The sequence below is a fragment of the Myroides sp. WP-1 genome, assembly GCF_014145635.1.
GTDB lineage: Bacteria > Bacteroidota > Bacteroidia > Flavobacteriales > Flavobacteriaceae > Flavobacterium.
Genome location: NZ_JACHTC010000004.1, coordinates 228966 through 247858 on the forward strand (window position 1 = coordinate 228966; position 18893 = coordinate 247858).

Sequence of the window (18893 nt, forward strand, 5' to 3'; positions counted from 1 at the left end):
CCCTAAATACGGTTGACCGTTTTCTAAATACTAACTTCACGAATAAAGGATAGTAATAATTGGCATAAGCTTGCACTATGCTTTTAAATACGCCACAATAAAGAGTAGATTTAGTAGGTATAGAGTTGTACAGTTATAGTAGGATTAGACCTATTTCGTTTGAGATAAATCGATAGTGCGTCTATTAAATAATTGTTTTAATAGACGCACTATGAAAGAACCATGAAGGTATATTTGACTCCTATCGAAGGAAGGACCTCTATGGTCAGTTTCTGTTTTAAATAATCACTTGGAGGTTGTTTGGTGGTGGTAATTTTGCTGAAATAAGAAGATTTCCCCTCTAAACGAAGAGGATAAACAACAATCAACAATCAAACGTCAACAATCAACAATCAAACGTCAACAATCAACCGTCAACAAACAACCATCAATCAATTAATCCTGTATCCTAATGTAAGTATGATCGTCAAAAATCACTTGATACGTGGATGGAAATAATTGACTTGGCAGGTAGTAATCAGTAGTAATAATTTGCGCCTTTGATTGTTTAGCTTGTTCAAATGTTGAATAGTCATTTGTTCGCGCTTGTTTGGTACTGTCATCGGCTCTCGTTCGAATGATTACTCCCTTTTCTGCCAGTTGTGGTATAGAGGTATCATATGGATTATTGAGAATCATACAACCCGCTTTTGGGTGTGTAAAAGGAACATTCAAAAACACAGCCAAATCAGCTAGTGCAATAGAGTCAAACAAATCCAATCGGTAATCCGTATTGTCGATGATCCACACAAATTTACCCCTACCCTCATCTATTGTTGGCCATTGGATAAAATCAGCTTGTCGTTTTAATTCCTTTGGTGTAATAAGGTGTTTTTCGGTTAATTCTGTTTCAATGAGAGTGTTAATCTCCTGGATGTTAGCTCGTGTAAACAACGTAGAAGGATCTTTTTTCTCGTCTTTTAATTCTAGTGTAATGAAGATCGTTTCATGCGTTGGATTTTGTTCTGACCAAGCTTTTAACTCTCGTAATTGCTGTATAAAACTCGGTTGATGAGTTTCGTAGTCTACATCGGGCATGTGAAAAATCTTATAACCCGGTTGAGCCATTGCTTCTGACCATTCGTAAGGAATACCTGAGATCGTAGTTCCAGTAGGAGAGGCATATTTACTACCTTGCTCGTCCTTCCAGATGTCAATCTCTAAATTTCGTAAACCCAGATCCAATTGAGTTGTGATTGATGGATGTTCGTAGTATAGGGTTTGAACTTGGGCGTCCTTTTTCAATAAATACTCATAGAGTTTAGGATTAATAGCTTTTTTATAGCTATTGTGAGAGCCGATTACTTGGATGTGATGTAAGGGTACATTTTGAGCATAACTCGTTAGTGAACCTCCCACAAGGAGAGTAAAAATAAATAATTTCATGTTTTTAATTTCTTTAGGCCTAAAATACAGGGATGTATCTGACCCAGAGCTATCTTCTTTATTATGTGATTGTTATTCTTTTTCAAGGAATAGTCTGTTTTGGTAATAATTTCATCAAGGTATCATAAAGATGTTGTAAACCTTAGGTAACATAGGATGCATTCTTTTGCAATACTGAAACTAAAACTAAATCATGAAAAGAAGACTCATTCATTTTCATTTATTAAGAGCCCTTTTTAAATGGAAATCATTAGGTACTTGTGTGGTTCTTTTGTGTTCAACAACAGCATTTGCTCATTTAAAACCAGGGGCACATGTCATTACAAAAGACGAGCTAACATTTGTACAGGAGGAAAAAATCAAGGGAAAAATTGTAGACGAAAAAGGTTTACCTGTTGCATTTGCAACGGTTTACATTAAAGGAACCCAGCGAGCGGTGCAATCCGATGAAAACGGAGCATTTGAAATCAAAGCCCATAAGGGAGAAGTGGTGGTGGTTGAATTTATAGGCTACCAAACACAAGAAACGAAGATTACCCAAAACACAGTGCAAATTGTGGTGAAAGAAAGTCAAGAAATGCTAGATGAATTGGTGGTTGAAGTTGGGTATGGAAACAAACACAGAAGCGATTTGACAGGGGCAATTTCACAATTAAGTCCTTCGACATTTAAGGATGGGGTAAACATTTCACCAGACCAACTTTTGCAAGGTAAAGTTGCGGGGGTTCGCGTCGTACAAACTAGTGGAGAGCCTGGAGCGGGAGTAGATGTGTCTATTCGAGGAATCGGATCAATCCGAAGTGGTTCTACACCGTTATTTGTGGTTGATGGAATGCCTTTATCTAATGAAAACGTATCTCCAGGTGGAAGTAATGTCGGTTTCGGAAGCTCGAGTGCTAAAAATCCACTGAATTTCTTGAATGCTAGTGATATCGAATCCATGACGATTCTAAAAGATGCTTCTGCAGCTGCCATTTATGGAGCGAGAGGTTCGAATGGTGTCGTAATTATTACAACAAAAAAAGGAACTTCTCAAGAACCAACCCTGACCTTTGACAGCTCGATAGGTTTTTCGAGTGTGATTAAAAAATTAGATGTACTTTCCGCTGACGAATACCGCAGTAAAATTACAGAACCTGCATTTGATCACGGTGGGAATACAGATTGGCAAGATGTAATCTTAAGAACGGCTATGACAAGAAATAATAGCTTGTCTTTTGGAACGCGTTCTAAGTCTGGAGGGAGTTACTTTGCCTCAATTTCCAACCTCAAACAAGAGGGAATTATTCAAAATAGCGAATTTAATCGAAACAGTGCTCGTTTCAATGGAGAGGAAAAATTCTTTGATGACCGCTTGACAATTAAAGCTAATTTAACTGCAAGTGAAATCAAAGACAATGGTGTTCCTACTTCAGACGATGGTGGATCTGATGGGCAATTGATGATTCATACCTTAATGGCTAACCCAACGTGGAGTGTTAGGGATAAAAATGGAGAGTTTACCAATTTTAATATGAATGCGCATTACAATCCGGCTTATCTGTTGGATATTTATGAAGATGAAACACGAACGCTGCGTACTTTGGCTAATTTGGAGTTGGGCTATAAAATCTTACCTAACCTAAACTACAAATTCAACTTTGGATATGATTTGAGTAATTCAGAACGAAATACAACAATCTATCCGAATATCACCGACCGATCTCCACGAGGACAATACTACCAAGGAAATGTTGAGAGTAAATCGCATTTATTAGAGCATTACTTGACCTATGATTTTTCTATTGATAAGCATCAATTTGATATTTTAGGAGGGTTCTCTTACCAGTATTTCTACAATACAGGAACTACAATCAATTTTACGGAAATAGCCAATCGTGAGGATGGGGTTTCACCAAAAGACAATCCTGGATACAAAGGAAAGTTTAATGGTATTTCGGGGTATAGCCAAGAAAATGAGTTACAATCGTATTTTGGACGATTTAATTACTCTTATGACGGTAAATATTTGTTTACAGCATCCGTGAGAGCCGACGGTTCTACTCGTTTTGGAGATAATAATAAGTATGGGTATTTTCCTTCTTTTGCTTTAGGATGGAATGTAAACAGGGAAGAGTTTTTGATGGATTCGGATGTAGTAAATAACTTGAAAGTAAGAGCGAGTTGGGGACAAACAGGAAACCAAGAAGTGAAAAATAAAATTACTCAAGCAAGTTATTCGCAGTCGTATAGTGATGGATATTACCTCAATGACGATGGAGAGCTTATGCCGGGAATCACCATTTCTAGAACACCTAATCCTGATTTGAAATGGGAAGTTGTAACGCAGTTTAACGTGGGGGTAGATTTTAGCTTGTGGAATGATAAGTTGTATGGAACGTTAGATTATTTCAATAAAACAACAACAGATGCTATTTTAAATATTCCATCAAAACCGTTAAGTCCAACGGCTGATGTTTGGGTGAATATTGACGGAGAAATTGTCAATAAAGGTCTTGAATTTATGTTGGGATCGAATGTTATTGATCAAGGTGACTTTTCGTGGAACTTGGATGTAAATGGTACATTTTTGTCTAACAAGATCAAAAATTTACCAGTTTCTCAAATTTTAGCAGGTAACATCTCCGGGCCAGGACAATCAGGAGTAACGGCTAATATCTATAAAAGTGGCTATGCGTTAGGAAGTTTTTATGCGTTAGATCACATTGGTTATGATGCGGAAGGAAGAGACATGTATCGCGATGTAAATGAAGATGGTATCATCAGTATGGATGATCGCGTGATTATTGAAAGTGCGATTCCCGATTTTACGTTTGGTTTAAATTCTTATATGAAGTATAGAAATTGGGATTTCTCTTTCTCAATTATTGGACAAACAGGAGGATATTTAGCCAACAATACCATGTTGAATGCATTGAATATCAACAACCTTGCTTCAGATCGAAATGTAGCAACGGATTATGCTAACTCTGGTGCAAATAGCAGCAACCCTCCACAGTTTTCGGACTTGTATATTGAGAAATCGGATTTCATTCGCTTGAATGCTGTTCGTTTAGGATATACGCTTCCTTTGAAAGACCTAAAGTGGTTGGATAGCTTGAATTTTTATGTGAGTGGACAAAATCTACTGACGATTTCAGGGTATTCAGGGTATGATCCTTTGATCAATTCAAACAAAGCAACAGGTGGAAATCAATCAATTGGCGTTGATTACACGTCGTATCCAACATCAAAAACATTCCTATTTGGATTAACTGCGAAATTTTAATTATGAAGAATACAATTTTCAATAAAGTAAATGGATTACTTGTAGTAGGGGCTTTATTGGCAGCTACTTCTTGTACGAATTTGGAAGAAAAAGTTTTGGATGAGAACCTAGGATCATCTGAAATTAACCCAGTTGCGGCTTTAACTTCTGCCTATGCGCGAATGGGACAAAACTTGTTTGTAGGTACAGGTGGATTATTTGCATTACAAGAGTTGAGTAGTGATGTCGCTATTTTACCAACCAGAGGAAGTGATTGGGGAGATGCCGGAAAATGGAGAGCAATCTCAGAATTTACATGGGCATCAGATAATGGATTAGTTCAAGGGAATTTCAATGACTTGACCAATGGGGTAACTCGATCATATACGGCAATTGAAGCAATTACGTTAAATGGAGAAGGGGCTTCTAAAGACTTTTATCTTGCTGAAGCTAAAGGGTTGCTGTATTTCTATATTGCACAATTGTTAGATTTATATGGACAAGCACCTTATAAGGATCTTACAAATTTAAAAGGCCCTATCCGCGTTTTAAAAGCGGAAACGGATATTGATTTTGTCATTGCAGAAGTAGAGGGATTAATCCCTTCTTTACCGAGTTTAGGGGAAAATCAAACGCATGTAGGACGTTTTACTAAGCAAGCAGCTTATGGTTTGTTGGCAGAATTATACATGAATCGCGCGGTATACAAAGATCGCTATAACGCTAGTTCTTCTTTTGATTTTAATGCAAATACAGTAGACGGATCTAGTTCAAATATGGATAAGGTTATTCACTATACGAACTTGCTCATCAATGAAGGACGCTTTCAGTTGGAAGACAATTATTTCCACAATTTTGCAATGGATAACAATACATCAAAGGAGATGATCTTTGCAGTGGTTCAACGTGTATCAGATATCAAAGGATCAAGTAATGATTTGGCGTATAATACAATGGAACGAAATCAACGCGTAACAGCTAAAAATAGAGGAACAAACGCCAGTGCAATTCGCCCTGAGTTTTTCTATAGCTGGAATGGAAATCAAGATGATCCTCGTTTTCAACGCAACTATCAGTATGAAGATGGTACTTGGTTTAAAAATGATGGAACAGATGTTTCTGTACCTGCAACGTCAATTGCTCCTGGTACTTCAGAACCTTGGTTTCACTTTAATAGAGGGATCCAATTTGGTCTACAACACGGACCTAAGTTAGTTCAAGCTACGGGTAAATTTGAAATGACTGCTGATGGTCGTATTAAAGTAATGCCGTTAGTGATGGAGAAAAGTTCAACTACTCCCATGAATTTTACACCGGAGTTTAATTTCGACAACCCTACAGAAGCAATTTTTAAACAAGATCAAATCAATCGTGGTGCTCGTTGTTTTAAATTTGAATTTGATGCTTCTAAGGGAGAAAATGGTTCTTCTGAGGTGGATATTCCGATTTATCGTTTGGGTGGAATGTATATGTTACGTGCAGAAGCCTATTTTAGAAAAGGAAATGTAGGTATGGCGTTAAGTGATATTAACAAGGTACGCACGAGTCGTTCACATGATGCTTTACGTGCTTCTGCTGCAGGAAAACCTATTGGTAGTTTGGATGCAGAAATCTTATATAAAGAGTTGGGGTATGAATTATACTGGGAAATTAAGCGAAGACCACAGATGGTTCGTTTTGGCAAGTTTGATTTGCCTTTAGCCCAATCGGCAAAACCACAATCAGAACCGTATCGTCGAGTTTTTCCTATACCGCAAACCATCATCGATATAGATGCTACGTTTGAACAAAACAAAGGATATTAGTTGGTTAACGGTAAACTAAAAAAGGATTTCTCATCAGAGAAATCCTTTTTTTATTACTTTATTGTTGCGGTTGCGGGAAGCAACATACTTCTCACTTCTCCGAATCCAATTCGGATTTCGTCATTTTGACAGAATCCTTTCATGGTAATGGTATCATAATCTTCGATGAATGTTCTCGTATTGCCATCTTCTAATGTCAATGGATTTGCACCAGCCCAAGTAAGCTCTAACAAAGATCCAAAACTAGTAGGTGTAGGTCCGGAAATTGTTCCTGATCCCATTAAATCACCTGCGTTTATTTTACAGCCATTGATGGTGTGATGCGCTAACTGTTGACTCATGGTCCAATACAAATACTTGAAATTAGATTGGCAAATTAGCGTTTCTTTTCCATTTTCAGGTTGAAGGTATACTTCTAGATTGATATCGAATGTTTTGTCTCCTTTTTGCTGTAAATAAGGCAGCGGAGTAGGTTCTTGTTTTGGGCTTGCTGTTCTAAAAGGCTCTAAAGCATCTAAAGTGATGACCCAAGGTGAGATAGAAGTTGCGAAGTTTTTAGCTAGGAAAGGACCTAGTGGAACATATTCCCACGTTTGAATATCACGTGCACTCCAGTCATTGAGTAAAACCATACCAAAGATGTGATCTTCTGCTTCGTTTACAGGAATACTTTCTCCAAATAAGTTGGCATCAGTAGTGATAAACGCAGTTTCTAATTCAAAATCAATGCGTTTTGACGGTCCAAAAACGGGTTGTGTTTCACCTTTGGGAAGGGTTTGTCCCATCGGACGTTTAACGTTGATTCCCGAAGGAATAACTGTCGAACTTCTTCCGTGGTATCCTACGGGAATGTGAAGCCAGTTGGGCAACAAGGCATTCGCCGGATCTCTAAACATTTTACCAACATTGGTTGCGTGTTCCTTACTCGAATAGAAATCGGTATAATCACCAATGTAAACAGGTAATTGCATTTCTACTTCTTCTATTTTAAAGATAACTGCTTCTCTGTGTTTGGCGTTGTTTTGTAAGGTTGTGTTCGCTTTGTCGAAGATATCTGCAATTCTATTTCGAACCGCACGCCACGTTTTTTTTCCACTAGAGATGAAATCGTTTAGATTGTCTTGTAAAAACACATCGTCAGTTAACTCGATTCCCTTTAAGTATCCCAACATCTGAAGAGCACTTAAATCGATGGCATAGTCGCCAATACGAGTTCCAATTGTTACAATATCATCTTTCGTAATAAAAACCCCAAAAGGAATATTCTGGATTGGGAAGTCCGATTGTGCCTGAACTCCTAACCACGATTCTCTTTTCGGATCATTTGCCGTAATCATCATATTTATTGCTTAATTAATTGAGTGAATAGTTTTATCAAATATATAATTATAGGGCAAATTAACAAACGAATTTTGTACATTTGAGGTCAATTTAACGAAATATACAATTCAGATGAGAAGAGATACAGAAATTTTCGACTTAATCGTAGAAGAAGGGGATAGACAAGTACACGGTATTGAGCTAATTGCTTCTGAAAACTTTGTAAGTGATCAAACCATGGAAGCTGCTGGTTCTTGTTTAACGAATAAATATGCAGAAGGTTATCCCAACAAACGTTACTATGGAGGATGTGAAGTAGTAGACGTAGTAGAGCAAATTGCTATTGATCGCGCAAAAGCTCTTTTTGGTGCTGAATATGTGAATGTTCAACCTCACTCTGGATCACAAGCAAATACAGCTGTTTTTTCTGCTTGTTTAAAACCAGGAGATAAAATCTTAGGATTTGACTTATCTCATGGAGGGCACTTAACACACGGATCTCCAGTGAATTTCTCTGGAAAATTGTATAATCCAGTTTTCTATGGTGTAGAGCAAGAAACAGGTTTATTAAACTATGATAAAATTGCAGAAATCGCGAAGAAAGAGCAACCAAAATTAATTATTGCTGGTGCATCTGCTTATTCTCGTGATATGGATTTCAAACGTTTTAGAGAAATCGCTGATAGCGTTGGTGCTCTTTTAATGGCTGATATCTCTCACCCTGCAGGATTAATCGCTAAAGGTTTGATGAATGATCCAGTGCCTCACTGTCACATCATCACAACAACTACACACAAAACACTTCGTGGACCTCGCGGAGGAATGATCATGATCGGAAAAGATTTCCCTAATCCATTTGGCTTAACAACTCCAAAAGGTGAAGTACGTATGATGTCTGCGCTATTGGATAGTGCGGTATTCCCTGGAAATCAAGGAGGACCTCTAATGCACATTATTGCTGCAAAAGCTGTCGCTTTTGGAGAAGCATTGTCTGATGAGTTCTTCACTTATATGTTGCAAGTACAGAAAAATGCAAAAGCAATGGCTGATGCATTCGTGAAAAGAGGATATAATATCATCTCTGGCGGAACAGATAACCATATGATGTTGATCGACTTGAGAAATAAAAATATTTCAGGTAAAGACGCTGAACAAGCGTTAGTAAAAGCTGAAATTACAGTAAATAAAAACATGGTTCCATTTGATGATAAATCACCATTTGTAACTTCAGGTATCCGTATCGGAACACCTGCAATCACTACTAGAGGATTGAAAGAAGAAGATATGGATGCAATCGTTGCTCTAATTGACAGAGTAATTACAGACCATACCAATGAAGCTGTTATCGAAGAAGTAGCAGATCAGGTAAACGAAATGATGGCGGAACGCCCTATGTTTGTTTGGTAATCAGTTAACGGTTAACGGTAAATTTTCTGAATAAGATAATTACATCAATAATAAAAAAAAGGATAAACTTTGGTTTATCCTTTTTTTTTATCTTGTTTGTCGATTGTTGTTTGACACCATCTCAACGCCTCACCATCTCAACATCTCAACATCTCACCATCTCAACGCCTCATCATCTATCTCACCTAGTTTATATTTGTTTCGGTGTTCGATGAATCTACACTGCGTTTCGATTTTCACTGCGTTCCGATTTCATCATCTCAACGCCTCACCATCTATCTCACCTAGTTTATATTTGTTTTGGTGTTCGATGAATCTACACTGCGTTCCGATTTCAACACCTCACCATCTCATCATCTATCTCACCTAGTTTATATTTGTTTCGGTGTTCGATGAATCTACACTGCGTTCCGATTTCAACACCTCACCATCTCATCATCTATCTCACCTAGTTTATATTTGTTTCGGTGTTCGATGAATATATCTCACCTAGTTTATATTTGTTTTGGTGTTCGATGAATCTACACTGCGTTTCGATTTTCACTGCGTTTCGATTTCACCATCTCACCATCTCAACGCCTCATCATCTATCTCACCTAGTTTATATTTGTTTTGGTGTTCGATGAATATATCTCACTTATTTTATATTTGTTTTGGTGTTCGATGAATCTACACTACGTTTCGATTTTCACTGCGTTCCGATTTCACCATCTCAACGACTCATCATCTCAACGCCTCACCATCTCATCATCTATCTCACCTAGTTTATATTTGTTTTGGTGTTCGATGAATCTACACTGCGTTTCGATTTTCACTGCGTTCCGATTTCACCATCTCATCATCTATCTCACCTAGTTTATATTTGTTTTGGTGTTCGATGAATCTACACTGCGTTCCGATTTCACCATCTCAACGCCTCATCATCTCATCATCTATCTCACCTAGTTTATATTTGTTTTGGTGTTCGATGAATATATCTCACTTATTTTATATTTGTTTTGGTGTTCGATGAATCTACACTGCGTTTCGATTTTCACTGCGTTTCGATTTCACCATCTCAACACCTCACCATCTCAACGCCTCAACGCCTCACCATCTCAACACCTCACTAAACACCAAAAAACTACTCCACTTCCATCAAACAATAGAAATGCACTACGCCATCTACGCAAATTTGGTAATGTAGTTGGTGGTTTTCTTGTAAGAAATGAACCTCGCACTTATCGTTGATACGGGTTTCTTTTAAGAAGTGCATATCAATCACTTGTATTTTATCTACTTCTTCCTGGCAAGCAAAAGCTGCGTCAATGCACCATTCGAGGTATTTGATGTTTGTGACGTGTTTCACCATATCCAAATCGGATAGTTTTACTCGAAGTTCATCAATTTTGTTATAGGTCCCTTTGTATAGCTTCGCAAATTCAGCTTGTGTTACCTTTTTATCGGTGTATTTGATAAAATGTTCATGGGGTAGTGCTATAAGTTCAGGTCGACGGCGTTCGGTATTGATAATGACCCATAAAGAAGTAGCCACCGCGATTAGTTGATCTTTGAGGTATACCTCAAAATTACGGATAGAACGCACCCCATCTAGGCGTTCAATCCACGTGTGAATAGTGATTTCATCTTGCCATTGCGGGAGTTGTTCCGCTTTCTTCTCAATTCGAAATTTGCTGAGTACCCAAGCTTGGTTGTGTTCTTTTAAATCCCAAAAACTAATTCCGCCAAGTACCGAGTGATCTGCCGAAACACTTTGAATGAGTTTACATAAATCTACCCACTTCAGATGTCCAGAAGGAGAACATGCAAAGAAGTCGATTTCGTAGGACTGTTGGTGAATGGAGGTGAATTGATTAGAAATGGGCATAATGATTTAGTTTAGTTGCTTGGTAATAGCAGCAATAATTTGCTTGGGATCTGTTTGATAATCATACCAAGTAGCGTTTGGCGTTCTTTTAAACCAAGTAATTTGTCTCTTGGCAAAACGACGCGTGTTCTTTTTAATTTCTTCGATAGCTTCTTCCATCGTACCGTGTCCATTAAAATAATGGAATAATTCACGATAGCCTACCGTTTGTAGCGCGTTTCGTTCTTGATGTGGCAGTAAGGCTTGAACTTCGTCAAGTAAACCTGCTTTTAGCATGAGATCCACTCGTTTATTGATTCGTTCGTACATCATCTCACGTGGAGCTTCTAAGCCAACAACAATTGGTACAAAGTTTCGGCTGATCTTCTTTTTTGCTAAGAAACTAGAGTAGGGTTGTCCTGTTCCGATAGAAACCTCTAAAGCGCGGGTAACACGCTGCGGATTGTCTAACGCTACTTTGTCATAGTGTACAGGGTCTAGTTCTTTTAGTCTTTCTTGTAAATAAGGCAACCCTTTTTCTTCTAAGGCTTGGTTGAGTTCTTCGCGTATACGAGGATCGATATCCGGAAATTCGTCTAATCCCTCTAAAATGGCATTGACGTATAGACCAGAACCACCGACCATAACTTGTATGTTGTGCTGTTCAAATAAGCGATCTAAAAGGGCGATACCTTCGCGTTCAAAGTCACCCACAGAGTAGGAATCTTGAATGCTAATATGTTGAATAAAGTGATGAGGAACCGCAGCGAGTTCTTCAGGTGAAGGAACTGCAGTGCCTAAGGTCATTTCTTTAAAGAATTGACGGCTATCGCAAGATAAAATTTCACATTGAAAATGTTGGGCTAGTTGGATGGCCAAAGCTGTTTTTCCTATTGCTGTAGGACCAATAACCACTAGTAAATAATTTGTTTTATCGGGTAAAGACATCTCCTAATTTTTGTCCGCAATTATAGCAATAATTAGCGTCATCATCATAAATAGTTGTTGTACAAGAAGAACATGTTCTTCTTCGTCTAGCATCGACGCTTTTATTGCGTTTTAGACTAGTAAATTCTGCTGTTACAATTCCTGTCGGCACGGCAATAATACCGTATCCCATAATCATAATAAAGGAAGCAATCATCTGACCTATTGTGGTTTGAGGAGCAATATCTCCATATCCAACAGTAGTTAGTGTTACAATACACCAATAGATACTTCTCGGAATACTTGTAAAACCATTATCCTTGCCTTCAATGACATACATCAAGGCACCTAGTAAGATAGAAACCACGACAATGAAGTAAATGAAAACAATAATTTTCGTTCGACTGGCTTTGATGGCTAGTTTTAAATTCGATTCTTGTCCGATGTAAGGAACCAAGTTTAATATACCAAATAAACGCAGTAAACGAAGAGCTCTAACAACAGATAGAACACCTAAATCCGAAACGAAGAACGACAGATACATCGGCATAATCGAAATCAAATCGACAATACCATAAAAGCTAAAGATGTATTTTAACGGCTGTTTGTTACAGATAATCCGCAATACATATTCAATCGTAAAGAAGATTGTAATCACCCATTCCAATACCTTTAAAAGGGTGTGATGTTTCATGTCGTAACTCTCAATCGATTCCAACATAACCAAAATCACACTCAACAAAATCACGGCTAATAAAACTAGGTCAAATAGTTTACCAGCAAAGGTGTTGGATCCATAGATGATGATATAAATCTTCTGCTTTAGAATATCCCACTTATTTTTTAGTCTGCGTCTCAACGTATATACTTTTTAATAATGGATTAATTTATAACCTGTTTTTTTATTCAAATAATTGAGAATAATATTTCTGTTGTTTCTGTGAAAGGTAATTGGAGTGATGTTAGCTGCGATTCTCGCAGGATCGTTGATTTGGTAATTTAAATCATAAAAACAATACCCCGATAATTTTCCATTCTCTAATACAACTGCGCTTCTCTCATTAATTGTACGTCCTTTATCTAAGATAAGCACATGGCTGTCATCAATATTGTAATTTTGTAACAAGCTAAGCAATAGTTTGTTGTATTCTGTATAATCCAAATCAAAAGTAGTGCAAAAAGTTTCTTCTGTTACTTTTTTTGATTTTTTTTCATGAAGCACCTCCAGATAAAACGGAACTTCGAGTTCAGCCGTAATCTTATCCACAAATTTTCTTCCTTCCGCTAGGGAGGTAAAAGCCATGTGGTTCTTCTTTCTGCCGTCTGTTTTTTCAAGGCTGAAATAGAAATACCCTTGTAGGTTAGTTTTTACATATAACGAGTAAGGAAATATTCCTTTTTTAGTAATCTTGTTGTATTTCGGTTTATTTAAAAGTACCTCTTCTGCTTCTTTTAAGATGGCAATTAACTCGTTTCCTGTTTTTTCAAAGGTTACGGTGTAGGTTTCCTTTTGAACTTTTTTGAACAACACAGAGTTATTAGTAAAATGCTGCATGATTTTCTTCTTGATGTTGCGGCTTTTACCAATGAAAATAATAACACCTTCTTCATTGTGGATGTAGTATATACCTACAGAAGTAGGAAGGTTGTCTGTAATGTCAAAAAATTTGGGATTAAGTCCAGTTTTAATATCAGACTTAATCATGCTAGTTAAGATTGTTTTTTCTGTGTCTTTGGATAAAAGTAGCTGAAATAGTTTAAGCGTTGCGAGAGCATCTCCATAGGCACGGTGACGATCGGCTAGGGGAATTCCCAAGTTTCTAACCAATTTACCTAGGCTATATGAAGGCATTTCGGGCAATAGTTTTTGTGCTAATTCCACTGTACACAGGGTATCCTTTTGAAAGTCGTACCCCAATCGGCTAAATTCATTGCGAAGTACGCGGTAGTCAAAAGCGGCATTATGTGCAACAAGGACACAATCTTCCGTCATTTCAATAATTCGTTTAGCTAATTCGTAAAACTTAGGTGCAAGGCGTAACATCGCGCTGTTAATACCCGTGAGTTTTACAACAAAAGGTTGTATTTCTTTTTCAGGATTAACTAAACTAATGAGTTGATCCACGATTTGGTGACCATCAAATTTATAGATGGCAATCTCGGTTATCCCTTCCTCATTAAATTGACCACCAGTGGTCTCTATATCTAAAACTGCGTACAATACTATACTTATTTGTTTAATTCGTAATTGCGTTCTCCAAAAATAGTACTCCCTATTCTGATCATGGTACTTCCGCTAGCAATAGCAATAGGGTAGTCGTTACTCATCCCCATTGATAAAGTATCACAAGCAACATTAGGCAAGTGATTGTAGTTTGTTTGTACCTTTTCAAAAATAGTGTTTAGCGTAGAAAATTCTTGTTTAATTTGATCTTGGTTTGCTGTGAAAGTTGCCATTCCCATTAACCCTTGGATCTTAATATTGGTAAGAGCTTTAAACTCATCACTGTTTAGCAATTCAAAAAGTTCGTCTTCACTTAGTCCGAATTTCGTTTCTTCATCTGCAATAAACAGTTGTAGTAAACAGGCAATTACGCGATTATTTCGCTTCGCTTGTTTATCAATCTCAACGAGTAAACGCAGGCTGTCAACAGCGTGAATTAAAGCAACAAACGGAGCCATGTACTTCACTTTGTTGCGTTGTACGTGACCTATCATATGCCAGGCTATATCCTTGGGTAGAGCCTCATATTTATCCGTCATTTCTTGTATCTTATTTTCACCGAAAATTCTTTGTCCTGCCTCATATGCCTCTAAAATAGCCGCATTGGGCTTCGTTTTAGAAACAGCTACTAAGCTTACTTCTGTAGGAAGTTCAGCCTTAATTCGTTTGAGATTCTCAGCAATCATTGACATTATCTTGTTTTTTTTAAATTTCGTAAGTTAATAACCCATTCATGAATTTTGGTTCAATATAGGTGCTTTTTGGCGGCATGATTAAATCGTGGTCCGCAACTAGTTTGATCTCTTGTACATTCGTTGGATACAACATAAAGCCCACTTCATACTCCCCGTCATCAACTAGTTCTTTAATGGCTACAATAGATTCATTTCCAGGAATGTAATCAATTCTAGCGTCATTTCTTAAATCGTCTAACCCCAAGATAGGATTTAAAACAGCATCATACAATATTTGTGCATCTAATTGTAGCAATATATCGTCTGTTTTTATTTTTTCTTTGAGTTTGAGCGAGTAAAAATCACCGTCTAAATACATACCAAATTCCATCTTTTTAGAAGGTTTCCACAACTGTTGTTGTTTGTTTTTTACTGTAAATTTTTCACTTAGTAGAGCGATAAACTCTTCTTTGGTATGATTGTTTAAGTCGTGAATAATTCGATTAAACTCGTATATTTTAATATTGTTCTCTGCAATTAAATAGGTCATCACTGTATTGCTATGCGAATGCGGTTCAAACCCATTTTCTTGTTTGAGTAAAGCAGCAGAGGCAAAGCGGTGATGGCCATCAGCGATGTACATTTCCGGAATGTTGTCAAATTCTTGACATAACCAATCAATACACGCCTGATCGTCAACTTTCCAAATCGTGTGTCTCTCTTTGGTTACGGTTGTAAAATCGTAGATAGGTCTGTTCTCTTTGTATGCCGCAATCCAAGCATTGATATTCTCCTTATCGGGATACATCATCAATACAGGTTCCGTATTAAATCGACTGTGGTATAAGTACTCTTTGAACAAGTTTACGCGATATTCTAGGGTATCTTCATGTCGTTTAATAACATTATTCTCGTAATCTTCGATGCAAGTACCTGCTACTATACCAGTAAATTTCCAGCTTTTAGTTTCTATTTGATAGAGATATAAAACAGGATGATCTTCCTTTGTTAGAATACCTTCTTTTTTGAAATCATTAAATTTCGCAGCCACCATTTTAAAACGCTTGTCGCTAGTTACCTTTTGTGGGTTAACGTAAGCAGGGTGCAAAACGTGTATGAAAGAAAAAGGATTGTAATCTAAAAGATAGGCCAACTCTACCGCATTGTAATCTTCAAAAGATCGACAAGTGACTAAATTAGCTTTATCTCGTGTGGGGCGTATACCCTGAAAAGGAATTATTTTTGCCATTCTTTACTATATGGTATCAAAAAATAAGACAATCGACAATGAATATCGATTGTCTTGATATGATTGTTTGTTTTTGTTACTTTTCAATTAAGAAAACATTTTCGCTACTTTTTCTGCTTTTTTGCTTTCTGAATAATCATAAAATCCTTCGCCTGATTTTACACCTAATTTACCAGCCATTACCATATTAACTAGTAAAGGACATGGAGCGTATTTTGGATTTTTAAAGCCATCATACATTACATTAAGGATAGACAAACATACATCTAAACCGATGAAATCAGCTAATTGTAGAGGTCCCATTGGATGAGCCATTCCCAATTTCATTACTGTATCGATTTCTTCCACGCCTGCAACACCATTGTATAGGGTTTCAATTGCCTCATTGATCATTGGCATTAAGATGCGGTTTGCTACGAAACCAGGGTAATCATTTACCTCTGTAGGTGTTTTGTCTAATTTTAATGACAAGTCCATAATGGCTTTAGTTACTTCATCTGTGGTATTATATCCTCTGATGATTTCTACTAATTTCATGATAGGCACTGGATTCATAAAGTGCATTCCTATAACGCGCGCTGGATTTTTTACTACAGATGCAATTTGCGTAATAGAAATAGAAGACGTGTTTGAAGCTAAGATAATATCCTCTCTACAAACAGCGCTTAATTCTTTGAAAATGTTTAGCTTTAAATTTATATTTTCTGTTGCTGCTTCAATAACTAAATCCGCATTAACAACGCCATCTTTTATTTCTGTATAAGTAATGATATTTTCGATCGTTGCTTTTTTATCTGCTTCTGTGATAGCACCTTTCGCAATCATTCGATCTAAATTTTTGCTAATCGTATTCATTCCTCTTTCAATTGCTTGTTCAGAGATATCGATTAAAAGTACTTTAAAGCCTTTTTGAGCGAAAGTATGAGCAATTCCATTTCCCATTGTTCCTGCACCAATTACAGCAATATTTTTCATAAGATATGTAGTATTTACGTGTTAATTTTAAAGTTAGTTTTTAAATGCTTCTATGATTTGGTAGGCTAAGCGCAAGGCTTTTGTACCGTCTTCTAGTGTTACGATAGGTCTTGTTTTGTTGACAATGGCATCGTGAAACGTTTCTAGCTCATCTAAGATAGCATTATTTGGTAAAACCGTTGGATTGTCATAGTAAATTTGTTTCTTTAATCCTTCGGCATTTTGTAAGATAAGATCGAAATCACCTGGTGTTTCAGGGGCATCTTTCATTTTTACTACCTCACATGTTTTTTCTAGGTAATCTACTGAAATATAGGCATCACGTTGAAAGAAACGCGATTTTCTCATATTTTTCATAGAGATTCTGCTTGCCGTAACGTTGGCAACACAACCATTTTCAAATTCAATTCGCGCATTGGCAATATCGGGTGATTCACTTAAAACAGAAACACCACTAGCACTCACGTGTTTTACAGGAGAGTCTACCACGCTTAAAATTGCATCTAAATCGTGGATCATTAAGTCTAAAACCACAGGAACATCTGTTCCTCTAGGGTTAAACTCAGCCAAGCGATGTGTTTCGATAAACATTGGATTTTCAATCTTTGATCGAACAGATACAAAAGCAGGATTAAAACGCTCCACATGTCCTACTTGTCCCAAGACGTTGTATTGTTGTGCGAGTTCGATAATAGCTTCTGCTTCTGCAACAGTTGTGGTAATTGGTTTTTCTAAGAAAACGTGTTTTCCCGCTTCGATCGCTTTTTTAGCACAGTCAAAATGAGAAAGGGTAGGAGTCACAATATCAATAACATCAACAGCCTGAATTAATTCGTCAATGCTGTCAAATTGGGTATACCCAAATTCTTGTGCTACTTTGTTTGCATTTTCTTTAAAAGGGTCATAAAAACCTACTAGTTCGTATTTTTCTGATTGGTTGAGCAAACGCAAGTGAATTTTACCTAAATGCCCAGCTCCCAATACGCCAATTTTAAGCATAAAAAATTATTTTGAACAAAAATAAAACTTATTTATGGAATGGGTAAAATTTAAGCTTTAAATCTTTTGCAATACTTTGTTTGGATGGGATTAAAAGGTGCTTTTTATAAAAATATTGGTTACTTTTGTGTAAATTATTTAAATACAGTGAAGGATTCTACGAAGCATCAGGGATTGCGCAATCAGTTGGTTGAAGCATTGAAGGAGAAAGGCATTGAAGATCAAGCCGTACTTCAGGCGATTAGACGCATTCCTAGACATTTATTTATAGATTCAAGTTTTGAAAATTTTGCCTATCAAAATACAGCTTTTCCCATCGGAGCAGGTCAAACGATCTCGCATCCGTATACTGTAGCTTTTCAATCGCAGTTGTTACAGGTAAAACCCGAAGATAAAGTATTGGAAATAGGAACGGGAAGTGGCTATCAAACGGCGGTTTTGGTCGCAATGGGAGCTCGTGTTTACAGCATTGAACGTCAATTGGAGTTGTATAAGAAAACATCTCTATTGTTGCCTAAATTGGGTATTCGTCCCAAATTATTAACCTTTGGAGATGGATATAAAGGATTGCCCAACTATGCACCTTTTGACTCTATTATCGTAACTGCAGGTGCCCCTTTTATTCCTCAGGCCCTAATGGGACAACTCAAAGTAGGCGGACGTATGATAATTCCTGTTGGAGAAGATCAACAAACCATGATTGAACTTATCCGTTTAAATGAAACCCAATTTGAAAAACACGAACATGGAGATTTTAAATTTGTACCCATGTTAGAAAATAAAAATTAGATACAA

Annotated in this window: 14 protein-coding genes; 4 read left to right on the forward strand and 10 right to left on the reverse strand. The window is 37.1% G+C overall.

What is annotated here, in order from left to right; genetic code table 11:
* Positions 1–435: 435 nt before the first annotated feature.
* Positions 436–1425, reverse strand: a complete 990-nt coding sequence (locus H4K33_RS06025; RefSeq protein WP_182647566.1) for a Ca2+-dependent phosphoinositide-specific phospholipase C — start codon at positions 1423–1425, stop codon at positions 436–438.
* Positions 1426–1618: 193 nt separating this feature from the next.
* On the opposite strand from H4K33_RS06025, the gene H4K33_RS06030 reads away from it, so the two are divergent.
* A complete protein-coding gene (locus H4K33_RS06030) occupies positions 1619–4693 on the forward strand; it encodes a TonB-dependent receptor (RefSeq protein WP_182647567.1) in 3075 nt (1024 codons plus the stop codon).
* 2 nt (positions 4694–4695) lie between these two features.
* The gene (locus H4K33_RS06035) at positions 4696–6477 is read left to right on the forward strand and encodes a RagB/SusD family nutrient uptake outer membrane protein (protein WP_182647568.1); all 1782 of its coding nucleotides are present in this window, start codon (positions 4696–4698) and stop codon (positions 6475–6477) included.
* Between the two features lie 53 nt (positions 6478–6530).
* Here H4K33_RS06035 and fahA read toward each other — a convergent pair whose 3' ends face one another.
* Positions 6531–7817, reverse strand: a complete 1287-nt coding sequence (fahA, locus tag H4K33_RS06040; protein ID WP_182647569.1) for a fumarylacetoacetase — start codon at positions 7815–7817, stop codon at positions 6531–6533.
* A gap of 112 nt (positions 7818–7929) precedes the next feature.
* Here fahA and glyA point away from each other — a divergent pair, with 112 nt between their 5' ends.
* On the forward strand, positions 7930–9204 hold the full coding sequence (gene glyA, locus H4K33_RS06045) for a serine hydroxymethyltransferase (RefSeq protein WP_182647570.1): 1275 nt from the start codon (positions 7930–7932) through the stop codon (positions 9202–9204).
* Between the two features lie 1123 nt (positions 9205–10327).
* On the opposite strand, the gene H4K33_RS06050 is transcribed toward glyA, so the two are convergent.
* From H4K33_RS06050 to H4K33_RS06085, 8 genes are all read right to left on the reverse strand, one after another.
* Positions 10328–11071: an acyl-[acyl-carrier-protein] thioesterase gene (locus H4K33_RS06050; RefSeq protein WP_182647571.1), complete on the reverse strand. Its 744-nt coding sequence runs from the start codon at positions 11069–11071 to the stop codon at positions 10328–10330.
* A gap of 6 nt (positions 11072–11077) precedes the next feature.
* On the reverse strand, positions 11078–11998 hold the full coding sequence (miaA, locus tag H4K33_RS06055; RefSeq protein ID WP_182647572.1) for a tRNA (adenosine(37)-N6)-dimethylallyltransferase MiaA: 921 nt from the start codon (positions 11996–11998) through the stop codon (positions 11078–11080).
* Positions 11982–12836 (reverse strand): ion transporter, encoded by an 855-nt coding sequence (locus H4K33_RS06060; protein WP_182647573.1) that lies wholly within the window; start codon positions 12834–12836, stop codon positions 11982–11984. The genes miaA and H4K33_RS06060 overlap by 17 nt, the downstream gene beginning before the upstream one ends.
* 12 nt (positions 12837–12848) lie before the next feature.
* Positions 12849–14198 carry an exonuclease domain-containing protein gene (locus tag H4K33_RS06065; protein ID WP_182647574.1) on the reverse strand — a complete coding sequence of 450 codons (1350 nt, stop codon included), beginning with the start codon at positions 14196–14198 and terminating at the stop codon, positions 12849–12851.
* A gap of 8 nt (positions 14199–14206) precedes the next feature.
* Entirely contained in the window at positions 14207–14893 is a 687-nt protein-coding gene (locus tag H4K33_RS06070; RefSeq protein WP_182647575.1) for a YggS family pyridoxal phosphate-dependent enzyme, read from the reverse strand.
* 13 nt (positions 14894–14906) lie between these two features.
* On the reverse strand, positions 14907–16124 hold the full coding sequence (locus H4K33_RS06075) for a DUF1015 domain-containing protein (RefSeq protein ID WP_182647576.1): 1218 nt from the start codon (positions 16122–16124) through the stop codon (positions 14907–14909).
* Between the two features lie 87 nt (positions 16125–16211).
* Complete coding sequence (locus H4K33_RS06080) at positions 16212–17099, reverse strand: 3-hydroxyacyl-CoA dehydrogenase family protein (protein ID WP_182647577.1); 888 nt, start codon at positions 17097–17099, stop codon at positions 16212–16214.
* A gap of 33 nt (positions 17100–17132) precedes the next feature.
* Positions 17133–18098 carry a Gfo/Idh/MocA family protein gene (locus tag H4K33_RS06085; RefSeq protein WP_182647578.1) on the reverse strand — a complete coding sequence of 322 codons (966 nt, stop codon included), beginning with the start codon at positions 18096–18098 and terminating at the stop codon, positions 17133–17135.
* A gap of 147 nt (positions 18099–18245) precedes the next feature.
* Here H4K33_RS06085 and H4K33_RS06090 point away from each other — a divergent pair, with 147 nt between their 5' ends.
* Positions 18246–18887 carry a protein-L-isoaspartate(D-aspartate) O-methyltransferase gene (locus H4K33_RS06090; RefSeq protein WP_182647646.1) on the forward strand — a complete coding sequence of 214 codons (642 nt, stop codon included), beginning with the start codon at positions 18246–18248 and terminating at the stop codon, positions 18885–18887.
* The last annotated feature ends 6 nt before the right edge of the window (positions 18888–18893 follow it).

Coding starts and splice junctions, on each gene's coding strand:
- H4K33_RS06025 (WP_182647566.1), bottom strand. CDS start 1,425: ATGAAATTATTTATTTTTACTCTCCTTGTGGGAGGTTCACTAACGAGT.
- H4K33_RS06030 (WP_182647567.1), top strand. CDS start 1,619: ATGAAAAGAAGACTCATTCATTTTCATTTATTAAGAGCCCTTTTTAAA.
- H4K33_RS06085 (WP_182647578.1), bottom strand. CDS start 18,098: ATGCTTAAAATTGGCGTATTGGGAGCTGGGCATTTAGGTAAAATTCAC.
- fahA (WP_182647569.1), bottom strand. CDS start 7,817: ATGATGATTACGGCAAATGATCCGAAAAGAGAATCGTGGTTAGGAGTT.
- glyA (WP_182647570.1), top strand. CDS start 7,930: ATGAGAAGAGATACAGAAATTTTCGACTTAATCGTAGAAGAAGGGGAT.
- H4K33_RS06050 (WP_182647571.1), bottom strand. CDS start 11,071: ATGCCCATTTCTAATCAATTCACCTCCATTCACCAACAGTCCTACGAA.
- H4K33_RS06075 (WP_182647576.1), bottom strand. CDS start 16,124: ATGGCAAAAATAATTCCTTTTCAGGGTATACGCCCCACACGAGATAAA.
- H4K33_RS06080 (WP_182647577.1), bottom strand. CDS start 17,099: ATGAAAAATATTGCTGTAATTGGTGCAGGAACAATGGGAAATGGAATT.
- H4K33_RS06035 (WP_182647568.1), top strand. CDS start 4,696: ATGAAGAATACAATTTTCAATAAAGTAAATGGATTACTTGTAGTAGGG.
- miaA (WP_182647572.1), bottom strand. CDS start 11,998: ATGTCTTTACCCGATAAAACAAATTATTTACTAGTGGTTATTGGTCCT.
- H4K33_RS06070 (WP_182647575.1), bottom strand. CDS start 14,893: ATGTCAATGATTGCTGAGAATCTCAAACGAATTAAGGCTGAACTTCCT.